A 15,370-nucleotide genomic window follows, 5' to 3' on the forward strand; every position below is an offset into this window, starting at 1 on the left:
AGATAACGAGTTCGTGCGACCACTTGCAGGGTCCCGCCGAACAACCGAATACCTGTCGCCCGCCGTCTTGAAGACCTCGGCGGGCGGCACCATAACCTAAAACCCTAAGACACTTCAGGGAGAGCAACATGTCCAAAGGGCAGTCCCTTCAAGACCCGTACCTGAACATTCTGCGCAAGGAGCGCATTCCGGTATCGATTTTCCTGGTCAACGGCATCAAGCTGCAGGGCCAGATCGAATCCTTTGACCAATTTGTCATCCTGCTGCGCAACACCGTCAGCCAGATGGTCTATAAGCACGCCATCTCCACGGTGGTGCCGTCACGCAATGTGCGTCTGCCGGCCCAGGATCCCGCTGCGCAGCCGGAGAGCTGATATTTCGTGAGGTATTGATTGTTTTTTGAACGTCCCGACGCCGGTGAAACGGCGGTACTCGTCCATATCGACTTTCAGGACGAGAAGGAGCGCGAAGATCCCGGTGAGTTCCACGAGCTGGTGAGGTCGGCGGGTGCCGAACCCGCAACCCTCGTGACCGGCTCGCGGCAACGACCCGACCCCAGGAGTTTCGTGGGGTCGGGCAAGCTCGAGGAAATCGGCGAGGCCCTGGCGGTACACAAGGCCGAGCTGGTGATCTTCAATCACGCGCTCAGTCCTTCCCAGGAACGCAACGTCGAGCAGACGCTGAAGTGTCGTGTGCTCGATCGTACGGGCCTGATTCTGGATATCTTCGCCCAGCGGGCGCGGACTCACGAGGGCAAGCTGCAGGTGGAGCTGGCCCAGCTCGAGTATATGTCCACGCGGCTGGTGCGAGGCTGGACCCACCTGGAACGCCAGAAGGGCGGTATCGGCCTGCGCGGTCCGGGTGAAACCCAGCTCGAGACCGACCGCCGCCTGCTGCGTGCGCGCATCAAGTCGATCCACAAGCGCCTGGACAAGGTGCGTAGCCAGCGCAGTCAGAATCGTCGCGCCCGCTCGCGTGCCGAGATCCCCAGCGTCTCGCTGGTGGGCTACACCAACGCCGGCAAGTCAACGCTTTTCAACAGCTTGACGGCGTCTGAGGTCTATGCGGCGGACCAGCTCTTCGCTACTCTCGACCCTACGCTGCGGCGTCTTGAGGTCGAGGACGTGGGGCCGGTGGTGCTGGCGGACACGGTGGGCTTTATCCGCCACCTGCCGCACAAGCTGGTCGAGGCGTTCCGTGCCACCCTGCAGGAGGCCGCCGAGGCCAGCCTGCTGGTGCATGTGATCGACTCAGCGGATCCTGATCGTGAGCTCAACGTCACCCAGGTGGAGGCGGTGCTCGACGAGATCGGCGCGCTGGACGTGCCGACGCTCAAGGTGATGAACAAGATCGACCTGTTCGACAGTTCGCCACGCATCGAGCGCGACGAGCACGGGGTACCGCAGACGGTGTGGCTGTCGGCGCAGAAGGGGCTGGGGCTGGACCTGCTGACCCAGGCCCTGACCGAGCGGCTGGCGGAAGACATCATCGACTTCTCGCTGACCCTGACGCCGGAGCAGGGCAAGCTGCGCGCGGCGCTGCATGAGCTGAATGCCGTGCGCGACGAGTCCTTCGACGAGGACGGCCAGACGCAGCTGGATGTGCGTCTGCCGCGTCGTGACTTCAATCAGTTGATGGCACGCCTTGGCGAGCGTGCCGCCGATTACCTTCCCGTCGCGCTGCAGGAACGCGACGTCTGGGAAGCCTGAACCGACCCGCCTGACGGGTCGGCAAGAGCGTCGCCCGGATGGTGACGCCACAAGGAAAGCACTGAAGAAATGTCGCGAGCGACGACAGGTTGGTCGCCGCCGGAGCGCAAAGGTCGGAGTTGACACAGGGTTAAATGAGAACCTTGAGCACCGCCGGCGGCCGAGATGCCGAGCGCAGCAATGTATGCAGTGTTTTCCAAGGATCGCAATCGATGCGCCTCGTCTAGGCGGGGGCACAGAGTGGAGACGACGTATGGCCTGGAATGAGCCTGGTGGCGGCAACGGCAACCAGCACGACCCCTGGAGTGGCGGGGGGCGCCGTGGCGGTAATGGGGGCGGTGGCAACCGCGGTGGCGACAATCAGGGTCCCCCCGACCTCGATGAGGCCCTGAAGAAGTTTCAGGACAAGCTCAATGGCATGCTCGGCGGCCGCGGCGGCAAGCGCGGCGGTGGCAAGGATGGCGGCAAGGGCGGCGGCAATCGCCCGCGCAATACCTTCGCCTTGCCGGGACTGTTGATCATCATCGGTCTCGCCGTATGGGCGGCCAGTGGCTTCTATCTGGTCGACCAGTCGGAGCGGGGCGTCGTGCTGCGCTTCGGCAAGTTCCAGGAAGTCGTCACCCCGGGTCTGCAGTGGAATCCGCCGCTGATCGACGACGTGCGCATGGTCAACGTTACCCGCGTGCGCTCGGTCAGCCAGACCCAGTCGATGCTGACCCAGGACGAGAACATCGTCTCGGTCGAGATCTCGGCCCAGTACCAGGTGGCAGCGCCGCGTGACTACGTGCTCAACGTGCGTGATCCCGAGCTGTCGCTGGAAAACGCCCTCGACTCGGCGCTGCGTCACGTGGTCGGTGGCACCGACATGATCGACATCCTGACCTCGGGTCGTGAGATCCTCGGCAGTGCCGTGACCAGCCGTCTGCAGACCTACCTGGACAACTACGGTACCGGTATCCGTCTGGTGACCCTGAACGTCGAGTCCACCTCGCCGCCCGATGCGGTGCAGGATGCCTTCGATGACGTCATCCGTGCCCGCGAGGATCGTCAGCGCACGATCAACCAGGCCATGGCCTACGCCAACGCCATCATCCCGGCGGCTCAGGGTCAGGCGCAGCGTATCGTCGAGCAGGGCCAGGGTTACCGCGAATCAGTGGTCGCCGAGGCGCGTGGTCAGGCCAACCGCTTCACCGCACTGCTGACCCAGTATCGCAATGCCCCCGAGGTGATGCGCGAGCGTCTCTACCTCGACGCCATCTCCGAGGTGCTCGGCCAGACCAACAAGGTACTGGTGGACGTCGATCAGGATGGCCCCTTGATGGTGCTGCCGATGGACCGTATCGGCCGTGGTCTGGGCACGTCCACCGCTGCCGACGCCGAGAATCAGCTCGATCCGCAGGTGCTGGAGCGCATCCGTGCCGAGTCCGCCAACGCGGCCTCCAATTCAAGCTCGAACCGCAACGGTCGTGACACCGGTATTCAGCGGGAGGGTCGCTAAATGATCAATAATCGATCCCTGCTCATCGTCGGCGGCCTGGCCGCCGCCGCCTGGCTGGCCAGCAACAGCCTCTACGTGGTCGACGAGACCGAGCGTGCGGTCAAGCTGCGCTTCGGTGAGATCATCGAGGAAAATATCCAGCCGGGCCTGCACGTCAAGGTGCCGATCACCCAGACCATTCGCAAGTTCGACACCCGGGTGCTGACACTGGATACCGACGCCAGCCGCTACCTGACCCAGGAGCAGAAGGCGGTGATCGTGGACTCCTACGTCAAGTGGCAGGTGGTCAACCCCACTCGCTACTACGAGGCCACGGCCGGCGACGAACTGATGGCGGTTCGCCTGATCCAGCCGCGGGTCGACGAGAGCCTGCGTAACGAGTTCGGCCAGTTGAACCTGCAGCAGATCATCTCCGAGAAGCGTGACGAGCTGATGTCCGGCCCCACCGAGGAGCTCGACAAGCTGATGCGCGAAGAGATCGGGGTGGCCATCCTCGACGTGCGGGTCAAGCGTATCGACCTGCCCGAGGACGTGTCCTCGGCGGTGTACGATCGCATGCGCTCCGAGCGTGAGCGTGAGGCCCGCGAGTGGCGTGCCCAGGGTCAGGAGGAGTCCGAGCGGATTCGTGCCAACGCCGATCGCCGCCGTCAGGTGCTGCTGGCCCAGGCCAACGAGCGTGCCGAGACCCTGCGTGGTGAGGGTGACGCCGAGGCCGCCGGTATCTACTCCGACGCCTACGAGGGCGATACCGAGTTCTATCGCTTCTGGCGTAGCCTCAACGCCTATCGCGACTCCTTCGGTGCCGGCGAGGGCAACATGATGGTGCTGGATCCCTCCAGCGACTTCTTCCGTTACCTCAAGAGCGCCGATCCCCAGGGAGCTGGCAGCCAGCCCCAGGGCTAGCGGTGGCCCCTGGCCGCCGACCGCAAGGGCGAATGCCGCCCTTGCGGGGTTCAACTGGCGGCCAAACGTGATAGAATCGGTAAACCGGGCGTGGCCCGGTTTTTTTGTGGCCGTCATTCCCGACATCGTTCCGTCCGACGCATTCGCCAGCACGCCAGAAGTTCCGAGACCGCTCCGAGATGAGTTCCCGGATTTCACCAGTGCGCGAGGTTTTGCGTGCGCGCGGACCAGGCCCACCGTCTAAGCAAGATATCGACCAAGCAGGATATCGACATGACCATCGCTGACCGCTGGCTCCTGCCCGACGGCATGGACGAGGTGCTGCCACCTCAGGCCAGTCGTATGGAGGAGCTGCGCCGGGCGCTGCTCGACCTCTTCCATCTCTGGGGTTACGACCAGGTGATGCCGCCCCCGGTGGAGTTTCTCGACTCCCTGCTGACCGGCACCGGCACCGATCTCGACCTTCAGACCTTCAAGCTCACCGACCAGCTCACCGGGCGCATGATGGGGGTGACCGCCGACGTCACGCCGCAGGTGGCGCGCATCGATGCCCACTCGCTCAAGCGCGAAGGGCCGGTGCGTCTGTGCTACTGCACCAACGTGCTGCGGGCCAAGGCCGACAAGCATCAGGGCGGGCGCAGCCCGGTCCAGGTCGGTGTCGAGCTGTTCGGCAGCGCCAGCCTGGCGGCGGATCTCGAGATCCTGCGCCTGGCGCTGGAGAGCCTCTCTGCCTCCGGCGCCGGCGAGGTGCACCTGGCGCTTGGCCACGTCGGCATCTACCGCAACCTGGTCGAGGTCGCCGAGCTCGACGCCGAGGCCGAATACGCCATCTCCGCGGCGCTGGCGCTGAAGTCGCCGGGGCAGCTCGAGGCAGAGGTGTCCAGGGCGGTAAGCGATCCCGCTCTGGCGGCCATGTTCCGCACCCTGGGCGAGCTGCACGGCGGCCCCGAGGTGCTCGACCAGGCCCGCGAAGCCTTTGCCGAGGCGCCCCAGGCGGTCAACGACGCCCTCGACAAGCTGTGCGAGCTGTATCAGGGCGTGCATCGCGAACACCCCGAGGTGGCCTGCTACTTTGACCTGGCCGAGCTGCGCGGCTATCAGTACCACACCGGCATGATGTTCGCCGCCTACGTGCCGGGGTACGGTCAAGCCCTGGCCAAGGGCGGGCGCTACGACGACACCGGCCGTGCCTTCGGTCGCGCCAGGCCTGCTACCGGCTTCTCGATGGATCTGAAGCTGTTGGCGACGCTGGCCTCCAGCGAAGCCGCCAGCGACAGCGTCTGGGCGCCGGCGGAAGGTGACGCCGAGGGCCTCGACGAGGCGGTTCAGGCCTTGAGGCGTCAGGGGCGCCGGGTGATCCAGGGGCTGCCCGGCCAGCGCGCTGCGGGACACGGCTGCAGCGAGCAGCTGGTGGCCCGAGACCAGCGCTGGGTGCTCGAACCGCTGGCGACATGATCCTGCCGGCAGTGCCTGGCACTGTCTGGCAAGCAATACCGGGGCGCCGGGGCGTGGCGCTTTAATCGACTGTGGCGCCAAGGCGCAACCAAGAAGAGACGAGAACTGCAATGGGCAAGAACGTAGTCGTACTGGGTACCCAATGGGGCGATGAGGGCAAGGGCAAGGTCGTCGACCTGCTGACCGAGTCCGCCTCCGCCGTGGTGCGTTTTCAGGGCGGTCACAATGCCGGCCACACCCTGGTCATCGACGGTGAAAAGACCGTCCTGCACCTGATTCCGTCCGGCGTGCTGCGCGAGGACAAGACCTGCGTCATCGGCAACGGCGTGGTGCTGTCGCCGGAGGCACTGATCAAGGAAATCCGCGAGCTCGAGAGCAAGGGCGTACCGGTGCGCCAGCGCCTGCGTCTGTCGCCGGCCTGTCCGCTGATCCTCGACTACCACGTGCGTCTGGATCAGGCTCGCGAGAAGGCTCGTGGCATCGCCAAGATCGGCACCACCGGTCGCGGCATCGGTCCGGCCTACGAAGACAAGGTTGCCCGCCGTGGCTTGCGTCTGGGCGATATGCTCCATCGTGAGCGCTTCGCCTCCAAGCTGGGCGAGGTGCTGGACTACCACAACTTCGTGCTGACCAAGTACCACGGCGAAGAGCCGGTGGACTTCCAGGCGACCCTGGAAAGCGCCATGGAGATGGCCGAAGAGCTGCGTCCGATGGTCACCGACACCGTGAGCCTGGTCCACGACCTGCGCAAGGGTGGCGAGAACATCCTGTTCGAAGGCGCCCAGGGCTCGCTGCTGGACATCGACCACGGTACCTACCCCTACGTCACCAGCTCCAACACCACCGCCGGCGGCACCGCTACCGGTTCAGGCGTCGGCCCGCTGTATCTGGACTACGTGCTGGGTATCACCAAGGCCTACACCACCCGTGTCGGCTCTGGTCCGTTCCCCACCGAGCTGTTCGACGAGCACGGCCGTCACCTGGCAGAGAAGGGCCACGAGTTCGGTGCCACCACCGGTCGCGCCCGTCGTTGTGGCTGGTTCGATGCCGTGGCGCTGCGTCACGCGGTGCAGATCAACTCGGTATCCGGCATCTGCCTGACTAAGCTCGACGTACTGGACGGCCTCGAGAACATCCGTGTCTGCGTGGGCTATCGCAGCAAGGACGGTGAAGTGCTCGACAACCCGGTGGATTCCGAAGGCTACGAGGCCATCGAGCCGGTCTACCAGGACCTGCCGGGCTGGAGCGAGTCGACTCTGGGCGTCAAGCGCGTCGAGGACCTGCCCAACGCCGCCCGCGCCTACATCAGCTTCCTCGAGGAGCAGGTCGGCACCTCCATCGACATCATCTCCACCGGCCCGGACCGCAACGAGACTATCGTCCTGCGCAATCCCTTCGGTGACTGATCGTCAGGTCGCCTGACCCAAGCGACGGGCGCAACAGAAAAGGCCGGCAGTGATGCCGGCCTTTCGCCCTCTATCGATAACCCTCACCGATTCCCTTTGCTGGTGAATTTACGGCGGCACTCCATCGAGAGCCTCGTGTGATTTTCTGTATACGCGCCCCAAAGCAAGCAGAATGACGCCAAGCAAAGCGACGCCGATCATGATCGAGAAGCCGGAGAGATAGTCGCTGAAATAATCGAAAGCGCTTGTGTCCATAACGTTAGAAAGCTCTTCCGATCGCTTGAACGATATCAATAGAAAAGTAATCAAGACATTGACTGCCTGCCCTGATAGTAGCGTGATGCCTGACAATGTCATCCAATTTGACCCAGGGTATACCACCAGGCCAAGTAACAGGAATCCTGCCAGAGGTATGCAATATTCCCCCATTACTTCAAATTTTACATTCCCGGTTTCTGGGACATCGAAGAAGGCCAGCAGGCCCACTGTATATACGAAAAAGGCGCAGATCGTTAGAAAGAGAATAACAAATAATTTTCTCATGATGATACCGTCATGAGACGAGAGAATTAAAATAGATATTGGCTTTCTGACGATATAGGAAAAAGGTGGATATTATAAAAAACAACAATAATAAATTTGTTATTGATTTGTCGAAGTTAATGAAAAACAAAAACAGAAGAGTGAAGCCGTGCCAAAATATAAAGATATTTCTCCCTCTTTTTAGACGAGCGAATATCATCATTGCTGCATATAGTAGCATAGTAGCATTAACGGTTAGTAATAATGGCTGCATTTGCCTAGGCAGCCCAATCATGTGCATTTTTATGGTAAAGTCGATGCTTTCATAGCCTCTCATCATTAATACAAATTGTACTGTGGAAAGTATCATCAAGGCGCAGCAGATGATTGATATGGAAATAGGGCGTTTAGGCATTACACACTCCTTTGTGTAGTTTACTTCCTGCAATAAGTTACGGCTGGTTTATCAAAGCTCCTTTTTTCCTGAGTGAATTTCACATATGTAAGGTGACAGCATACGTCTATATAAAGTGTCGAAGCGTCCCCAAAAACTGGATGTGTGGTAGTACTGGGGTAGGGAAACGAACATATAAAACGAAGACATAGCATTCTTGCTACTTGTAGCTACCATCCGGCTGGTGCTTCAGGCCATAGTAGCTCGGGAAAAACGCGCGATTCTCTTCCTGCCAAACTCGGGATAGGGTAATGGCCTGCTGCACTTGTTCCGACGTCATCTGGGCCTCCAGTCGGCGTTTGTCGGGTACGCCAGCGGTGCCCTGAAGATCGTAGTACTTATATGCCTGAACCAGATCTACCTCGGTGCCGATACCCTGCTCGTAACACATGGCAAGACCACTATGGCTCATGCGTCCTTCAAATGGCATGTTCTCTGCTCGCTTTAGCCATTCAAAAGCGACTTTGTCGTCCTTAGGTACTCCTAATCCCTTATAGTAAATTTGTGCTAACTGAGTGGCAGACTCGGCATCGCCCTGTTCCGCCGCTTTGGTAAACCAGTATCGTGCCTTCTCGATATCCAGCTCGACGATGCCTCGTGGTTGAGGACCTTGGCTATTTCCCCTATAAGCATAAGCAAGGTTTTTTTGCGAACGTATGTAGCCTTTTTCTGCCGATGCTTCGAGATAGGCCAATGCAAGGGGGTGATTGACGCGGACGCCATGTCCGTAGAAGTAAACTTTGAATAAGATATGGCCCGCATCCACCACGCCAAGCTGCCATGCTTCCTGAAGCAGTGTTAACCCGTATGCTTTGTCCACGGGTTCTTCAATCCCTGTGACCATATCTAAATATATCAATCCAAGGATAAGTTTGGCCTCTCCGTCGTTTTTTTGCTATCTTCTGTTAGTTGCGTCATGTCGATATTTTCAAGTCTATCCGACAGTGCGTATCGACTGGGCGCATTGGCAATAAAATATGGAGAATTTTCCATTTCTATAAAGGCTGTGCTTTGTTCGTCATTTTTATGGATGTTCGATAAGTTGTCGCAGCCATGTAGTGTTGTTGTTAAAAATAATGTCAGGATGAATGATAGGACTTTGTTGATAGAAGGCATTTTTATACTCTAATTTTGAATCCGGCCTTGAGCTCGATATCTCCGCGTTGGCAAATGCAGTCGAGGGTGTAGCGGAAGGGGTGGGACATTCGCTCATTGCCCACCAGTCGATGGGGAATCAGTGGATGCTTGCCGACGCTGAGTTTCAGCAGTCGTTCGTCCTGCGTGAGTTCCGTATCGAACAGTGATCCCAGCCAGCGGCCCGAGCCATTCTCCATTGCTTTGCGCTCCCTGTGCGTGTCCATGCCCACGCTTCCGCCAGAACGTGTCCGGGAACGCTCTTCAGGTGTGTCGAACTTCGGGTCGGACTTGTACGGGGCGAGCGACGGCGAACCGTTATCTAATGGTTATCGCTACATTAGGCATCATCGGTTGTCTGGGGGAATCGGTGATATGGATGGATGAATGGAAGCGGTGGATTTGTAAGAAGATCAGTACAAACTAACCGGGAGTGACGAAGTGGCTCGCGCGGTATCTCTGGCGGGGACGTGGCGGCTCAAGGCGGGGCGCTGCGTTGGCGCAGATGAGGAGAGCCGCTGACGAGAGAGGCTCCCCCGTGGCCAGGATATCGTCCACGGGGGAGAGAATGATCGACCCTTCAAGGCCAGTAGTGGCTGCCCACATCGGGCACGCTGCCTGGCCATCAATCGAGCAAGCCTGGCTGGGTCGGGGCGCTACAACTCGTTGAAGTAACAGTGATGCCGGGTCTCGCAACGAGACACTCGGTACTCCAGCGCCTGCTCTTGAATATCTCTTGCTACCCGCCGTATCTCGAGGATCGGACTACCTTCGGCGATTTCCAGGTGGTGGGCTTCGTCCTTGCCAGCCGCCACCGCGAACAGGCGTTCCTCGGCGTGGCTGACGTTGCAGCCGAAACGCTGCTGATACAGCTGATAAAGGGTGTTTGGCAGGGTCTCCGGCAGGCTTTCCAGGGTCGGAAAGCGTGTCGCCGCGACCACCACGTCCTCAAGCAGGGCGGGGCGTTCGTCGAGCTCCCTGACACGGCGAATATGGATGACGTCGTCTGCGTCCTCCAATCCCAGCACCTCCATTTCCTCTTCGTTGGCCGGACGCCTTTCGCGCACCAGGATGCGTGACGTCGGTAGCGAGCGGGTGCCATCGAGCCGGGTCAGGTGGAAGAAGCGAAACAGCGAGCTGTCCTGATCGTGGGTGGCGACCACGGTGCCCTTGCCCTGGTAGCGGATCACCACGTTGTCGCTGGCCAGGGAGTCCAGCGCCTTTCTCAGGGTGCCGACACTGACCTGATACTCCTTGGCCAACGCCGACTCGCTGGGGATAAAGGTGCCGGGTGCCCACTCTCCCGAGACGATGCGCTGAAGCAGCACCTCCTTGATCTGCTGGTAGAGCGGTCGGTAGCTGAGGCTTGGCTGATCCATGCGGGTTCCTTCTTTGCGTTGGGCGAGGCCCGTTTCTTCGTCGCCAGTATAGCTCGAGGGAAATCTAGTTGATACTTGACTAACCTATATCCTATGTCCTATACATGAATTGTGAGGGCAGCAAGCGAGACCTGCCCAGGGCCAACCGGCGATATCACAACGTCAACAACATTCGTTCAGGAGAGGGGCAGCATGAGCATCGATTTCGTAGTGCACGATGCCGACGACAGTGTCGGGGTCGTGGTGGTCGAAGGCGTCGAGGCGGGGCAGACCCTGACAGGCTGGGTCATGCATCAGGACCAGACGGTCACCTTCGAGGTGAGCGACGCCATTCCCATCGGTCACAAGCTGGCCATTCGTGACCTCGATGAGGGCGACACCGTGATGAAGTACGGCGTCGATATCGGTCGCGTCGTCCAGCCGATCAAGCAGGGCGAGCACCTGCACGTACACAACGTCAAGACAAAGAGGTGGTAAGCATGGAAATCAAGGGTCGCAAGTTCCAGGGGTATCGGCGTGAAAACGGCCGTGTAGGGGTCCGTAATCACGTGATCGTGCTGCCGGTGGACGACATTTCCAATGCTGCCGCCGAAGCGGTTGCCAACAACATCAAGGGCGCACTGGCGCTGCCGCATCCCTACGGCCGCCTGCAGTTCGGCGCCGATCTGGACCTGCACTTCCGTACGCTGATCGGCACCGGCTGCAATCCCAACGTGGCGGCGGTGGTGGTGATCGGTATCGAGCCAGGCTGGACCAACAAGGTGGTGGACGGCATCAAGGCCACCGGCAAGCCGGTCGAAGGCTTCTGGATCGAGCAGAACGGTGATCACAACACCATCTGTGCCGCCTCCAAGAAGGCCAAGGAATTCGTCCAGTACGCCAGCGAGATCCAGCGCGAGGAGTGCGACGTCAGCGAACTGTGGGTGTCCACCAAGTGCGGCGAGTCGGACACCACCTCCGGCTGCGGCGCCAACCCCACCGTGGGCGACGCCTTCGACAAGCTGTACGACGCCGGCTGCACCCTGGTATTCGGCGAGACCTCAGAGCTGACCGGCGGGGAACACCTGGTGGCCGAGCGCTGCGCCACCCCCGAGGTGCGTGAACAGTTCCAGGCGATGTTCGATCGCTACAGCGACATGATCGACCGCCACAAGACCAGCGACCTGTCCGAGTCCCAGCCGACCAAGGGCAACATCGAAGGTGGCCTGACCACCATCGAGGAGAAGGCGCTGGGCAACATCCAGAAGATCGGCCGTCGCTGCAAGGTGGATGGCGTACTGGACAAGGCCGAAACGCCGGACAAGCCGGGCCTGTGGTTCATGGACTCGTCTTCCGCCGCCGCCGAGATGGTGACCCTGTGCGCCGCCGCCGGCTACGTGGTGCACTTCTTCCCGACGGGGCAGGGCAACGTCATCGGCAACCCGATCCTGCCGGTGGTGAAGATCTGCGCCAACCCGCGCACCGTGCGCACCATGAGCGAGCACATCGACGTCGATGTGTCCTCGATCCTCAAGCGCGAGATCAACATGGAAGAGGCCGGTGATCAGCTGCTTGAAATGATGCTGCGCACCGCCAATGGCCGCAATACCGCCGCCGAGGCGCTGGGGCATCGGGAGTTTGTGCTGACCCGTCTGTACGAAAGCGCCTAAGCCAACGCCCGAGGCGGCGATCTGGCAAAAAAACCGGCTCCTCCCGCCGTTCGTCGGGAGGGGCAGGCCGTTGTAGTAAATAAGGTTGTGCAAGAACGGCGAGCAATGAAAGCGAGTTGCTCGTAGCGAAGATCCTGACCACCCCATAACGACAACATCAGGAGTAACGTCATGCGCCTTTCCCACACCCTGACCCTGACCGCGATGCTGGCGGCGTCAACCCTTGTGGCCCCGCTGGCCCTCGCCGACGCCGAGGACTTTCCCGCCAAGGACGTGCAGTACGTGATCCCCTTCGGCCCGGGCGGCGAGTCCGACATCAGTGCCCGACTGCAGCAGAGGTACTTCGAGGAGATCACCGGCCAGCAGCTGATCATCCAGTACATGCCCGGTGGCGGCGGCGCGGTGGGCTGGTCCCAGCTCAACGACATGACCGCCGATGGCCATACCATCATGGGCTCCAATCTGCCCCATATCGTGCTCAAGCCGATGGGCAAGGACGCCGGTTTTGCCACCGAGGACGTCAACAACTTCTACTTCTTCCACTACTCGCCGGACGCCATCCTGGTCCGCGAGGACAGCCCCTACCAGACCCTGGAAGATCTGGTCGAGGCGGCGCGCCAGGCGCCCGGTGTGGTGACCTTCTCCGGTAGCGGCACCTACAGTGCCAATGACGTGGCCAATACGCGCTTCCAGCAGTTGGCCGACGTCACCACTACCTACATCCCTTTCAAGGGCACCGGCGCGGCGGTCACCGCTCTGCTGGGTGGCCAGGTCCAGGCCGAGTGGGGCTATACCACCGTGGCCGCCAACCATCAGGACAAGGTGCGCATGCTGGCGGTGGCCGCCGAGGAGCGCCATCCGCTGTTCCCCGACGTGCCGACCTTCCAGGAACTCGGCTATGACATGGTGGGCGGCGCCTATCGTGGCATGGCGGTGCCCAGCGAGACGCCGGCAGACGTTCAGGCGCGGTTGTCCGAGATCTTCGATCAGATCAACCAGAATCCCCAGTTCCGCCAGGAGATGGAGGATCTGGGCTTCGTGTTGATGGACGTCGGCAATGATGACGTTGCCGACTTTCTGGCCGAACAGAGCCAGCAGTATGAGACCAGCGCGCGAGAACTCGGCCTGATCGACTGAGGTCAACGCCATGGATCTTATCGTTCACGCGCTCGGCGCTCTGTCGCCGCTCAATCTTGCGCTGGCCCTGCTCGGGGTAACGGCGGGCATCGTCATCGGTGCCCTGCCGGGGCTTTCCGCCACCATGGCAGTGGCGGTGCTGGTCCCGGTGACCTTCGGCATGGCGCCAGAGTCGGCCCTGATCATGCTCGGCGCCATCTATACCGGGGCCATCTACGGCGGCTCCTACTCGGCGATACTGGTCAATACGCCAGGTACGCCCTCGGCCATCGCCACCACCTTTGACGGCTATCCCATGGCCCGCCGGGGTGACGGTGATCTGGCCGTCACCCTGTCGACCATCGCCTCGGTGGTCGGTGGGCTGGTCGGGGTGCTGGCGCTGCTGCTGCTGGCGCCGCTGCTGGCCCAGGTCGCGCTCAGCTTCGGGCCGGTGGAGTACTTCTGGCTGGCGATCTTCGGGCTGACGCTGATCTCGGCGCTGTCCGAGGACTCGACCCTCAAGGGGTTCATGGGGGCGGGCTTCGGCCTGTTGCTGTCCACCGTGGGCGTCGCGGTGATCGGCGGCGATATCCGCTACACCTACGGCTCGCCGGTGCTGCTTGGTGGCATCGAGACGGTCTCGGCGCTGATCGGCCTGTACTGCATTCCGGTGCTGATCGATCTGGTGGCAACACCCGCCGCTCACCTCAAGGTGGATGGCGTGTCGCGCGGGGTGCGCTTTCGCGAGGGCATGGCGATCGCCATCAAGGGCAAGCTGAACCTGCTGCGCTCGGCGACCATCGGCACCGGTGTCGCCATCCTGCCCGGGGCGGGCGGCTCGATTGCAAGCCTGGTGTCCTATTCGGAGGCACGCCGGGTGGCCGACGAGCCGGCGAGCTTCGGCAAGGGCAATCCTCAGGGGGTGCTGGCGACCGAGGCCGCCAACAATGCCACCGTGGGCGGCGGCTTCATTCCGACCCTGGTGCTGGGCATCCCGGGCACGCCGCCGGATGCAGTGATCCTCGGGGCCTTGCTGGTGCAGGGCTTTCGTACCGGGCCGGAGCTCTTCACCACCAACGCCGGCATCACCTACACCTTCGTCGCCGGGCTGTTTCTGGCCACCTGCCTGCTGCTGCCGCTGGGTCTGTTGATCGGGCGCTACGCCTTCAAGTCGATCATCTCCATTCCCAAGGCGCTGCTGGTACCGACCATCGCCTTCATGACGGTGATCGGCACCTACGCCATCCGCAACAGCGCCAGCGACGTGGTGATCATGCTTTGCCTGGGGGTGCTGGGCTGGGTGCTCAATCGCTACGGCTTTCGGCCCTCGCCCATCGTGCTGGGGCTGATCCTCGGACCCATTGCCGAGCAGGGCTTCGTCCAGGGCTTCCTGATGGGGCGGGCCAGCGGATCGCTGTTCGCTACCTTCTTCGGTGGTCCGATCAGCCTGACGATCATTGCGTTGTCGTTGCTGAGCGTCTTCTACCCGATGGTCAAGGCACGGCGTGAGGCAAGACGTCAGGACAAGACGATCAATGGGGAGGCGTCGCCATGAGCGCTGTTCACAACAGAAGCACTGGTCACGACACGAGCACTGGCCACAACACCAGCGCTGCCGGCAAGAAGAAGCACGCCATCCAGGCCTCCTGCTCCCGCGCAAGCGAGTATCTGCTGCCGACGCTATTCGTCGCTGGCGCCGCTCTATGCCTGTGGGAGACCCGTGAGATGAGTCAGCTCGGGGCGGTATTCCCTGCGGTGATCTCGCTGGTGGTAATCGTCGCGGGACTGCTGCGCCTGGGGCAGCTTGGGCTGCGCGGGGTGGTGGCCAACCATGAGCGGGGCTCTGATTCGAGTTCTGATCCAAGTTCTGATCCGAGTGTGGGCTCGGGTTCGACCCCTCGTCGCCTGGCGTTGGTCGGAATCATGCTGGCCTGGGCCCTGGCGCTGCCCTGGCTCGGCTTCCTGCTGACCGGCCTTGCAAGCTTCGTCGGGCTGATGGTGGTGGCGCAGTACCGGCGCTGGCATCCGCGTCGCCTGGCCGGACACCTGCTGACCGGCGCCGTGCTGGTGGCCTTCTTCTATGCCCTGTTCGCGCTGGTACTCAATGTTCCGCTGCCGGCGGGTCGCTGGTTCACGCTGTGAGGC

Annotated in this window: 16 protein-coding genes; 11 read left to right on the forward strand and 5 right to left on the reverse strand. The window is 61.6% G+C overall.

Features of this window, described 5'->3' with window-relative positions:
• The first annotated feature begins 128 nt into the window (after positions 1–128).
• The 6 genes from hfq (at position 129) to NFG58_RS05015 (ending at position 6,971) form a co-directional block, all read left to right on the forward strand.
• Positions 129–374, forward strand: coding sequence for an RNA chaperone Hfq (hfq, locus tag NFG58_RS04990; RefSeq protein WP_045993095.1), 246 nt, complete (start codon positions 129–131; stop codon positions 372–374).
• A gap of 18 nt (positions 375–392) precedes the next feature.
• Positions 393–1,709 carry a ribosome rescue GTPase HflX gene (hflX, locus tag NFG58_RS04995; protein WP_045993096.1) on the forward strand — a complete coding sequence of 439 codons (1,317 nt, stop codon included), beginning with the start codon at positions 393–395 and terminating at the stop codon, positions 1,707–1,709.
• Between the two features lie 253 nt (positions 1,710–1,962).
• On the forward strand, positions 1,963–3,207 hold the full coding sequence (hflK, locus tag NFG58_RS05000) for an FtsH protease activity modulator HflK (protein WP_045993097.1): 1,245 nt from the start codon (positions 1,963–1,965) through the stop codon (positions 3,205–3,207).
• The gene (gene hflC, locus NFG58_RS05005) at positions 3,208–4,110 is read left to right on the forward strand and encodes a protease modulator HflC (RefSeq protein WP_045993098.1); all 903 of its coding nucleotides are present in this window, start codon (positions 3,208–3,210) and stop codon (positions 4,108–4,110) included. It begins immediately after the preceding gene.
• 273 nt (positions 4,111–4,383) lie between these two features.
• Positions 4,384–5,565: an ATP phosphoribosyltransferase regulatory subunit gene (locus NFG58_RS05010; RefSeq protein WP_045993099.1), complete on the forward strand. Its 1,182-nt coding sequence runs from the start codon at positions 4,384–4,386 to the stop codon at positions 5,563–5,565.
• A gap of 110 nt (positions 5,566–5,675) precedes the next feature.
• Positions 5,676–6,971 (forward strand): adenylosuccinate synthase, encoded by a 1,296-nt coding sequence (locus tag NFG58_RS05015; protein ID WP_045993100.1) that lies wholly within the window; start codon positions 5,676–5,678, stop codon positions 6,969–6,971.
• Between the two features lie 108 nt (positions 6,972–7,079).
• Here NFG58_RS05015 and NFG58_RS05020 read toward each other — a convergent pair whose 3' ends face one another.
• The 5 genes from NFG58_RS05020 to NFG58_RS05040 all read right to left on the reverse strand — a co-directional run bounded on the left by NFG58_RS05020 (position 7,080) and on the right by NFG58_RS05040 (position 10,460).
• Positions 7,080–7,514: a hypothetical protein gene (locus NFG58_RS05020; RefSeq protein WP_286985161.1), complete on the reverse strand. Its 435-nt coding sequence runs from the start codon at positions 7,512–7,514 to the stop codon at positions 7,080–7,082.
• A 593-nt stretch (positions 7,515–8,107) separates the two neighbouring features.
• Positions 8,108–8,767: a tetratricopeptide repeat protein gene (locus NFG58_RS05025; protein WP_348827685.1), complete on the reverse strand. Its 660-nt coding sequence runs from the start codon at positions 8,765–8,767 to the stop codon at positions 8,108–8,110.
• A 35-nt stretch (positions 8,768–8,802) separates the two neighbouring features.
• A complete protein-coding gene (locus NFG58_RS05030; RefSeq protein ID WP_348827686.1) occupies positions 8,803–9,063 on the reverse strand; it encodes a hypothetical protein in 261 nt (86 codons plus the stop codon).
• A 2-nt stretch (positions 9,064–9,065) separates the two neighbouring features.
• Positions 9,066–9,281: a hypothetical protein gene (locus NFG58_RS05035; protein ID WP_348827687.1), complete on the reverse strand. Its 216-nt coding sequence runs from the start codon at positions 9,279–9,281 to the stop codon at positions 9,066–9,068.
• Between the two features lie 456 nt (positions 9,282–9,737).
• Positions 9,738–10,460 (reverse strand): GntR family transcriptional regulator, encoded by a 723-nt coding sequence (locus NFG58_RS05040; RefSeq protein ID WP_108449804.1) that lies wholly within the window; start codon positions 10,458–10,460, stop codon positions 9,738–9,740.
• 192 nt (positions 10,461–10,652) lie between these two features.
• Here NFG58_RS05040 and NFG58_RS05045 point away from each other — a divergent pair, with 192 nt between their 5' ends.
• The 5 genes from NFG58_RS05045 (at position 10,653) to NFG58_RS05065 (ending at position 15,367) form a co-directional block, all read left to right on the forward strand.
• A complete protein-coding gene (locus NFG58_RS05045; RefSeq protein ID WP_045993107.1) occupies positions 10,653–10,937 on the forward strand; it encodes a UxaA family hydrolase in 285 nt (94 codons plus the stop codon).
• Between the two features lie 2 nt (positions 10,938–10,939).
• Positions 10,940–12,109: a UxaA family hydrolase gene (locus NFG58_RS05050; protein WP_045993108.1), complete on the forward strand. Its 1,170-nt coding sequence runs from the start codon at positions 10,940–10,942 to the stop codon at positions 12,107–12,109.
• A 171-nt stretch (positions 12,110–12,280) separates the two neighbouring features.
• Positions 12,281–13,246 (forward strand): tripartite tricarboxylate transporter substrate binding protein, encoded by a 966-nt coding sequence (locus NFG58_RS05055; protein ID WP_213227747.1) that lies wholly within the window; start codon positions 12,281–12,283, stop codon positions 13,244–13,246.
• A 10-nt stretch (positions 13,247–13,256) separates the two neighbouring features.
• Entirely contained in the window at positions 13,257–14,780 is a 1,524-nt protein-coding gene (locus tag NFG58_RS05060) for a tripartite tricarboxylate transporter permease (RefSeq protein WP_045993110.1), read from the forward strand.
• Positions 14,777–15,367, forward strand: coding sequence for a tripartite tricarboxylate transporter TctB family protein (locus NFG58_RS05065; RefSeq protein WP_348827688.1), 591 nt, complete (start codon positions 14,777–14,779; stop codon positions 15,365–15,367). The genes NFG58_RS05060 and NFG58_RS05065 overlap by 4 nt, the downstream gene beginning before the upstream one ends.
• Positions 15,368–15,370: the final 3 nt, after the last annotated feature.

This window comes from Halomonas sp. RT37, from assembly GCF_040070525.1.
GTDB classification, from domain to species: domain Bacteria; phylum Pseudomonadota; class Gammaproteobacteria; order Pseudomonadales; family Halomonadaceae; genus Halomonas; species Halomonas litopenaei.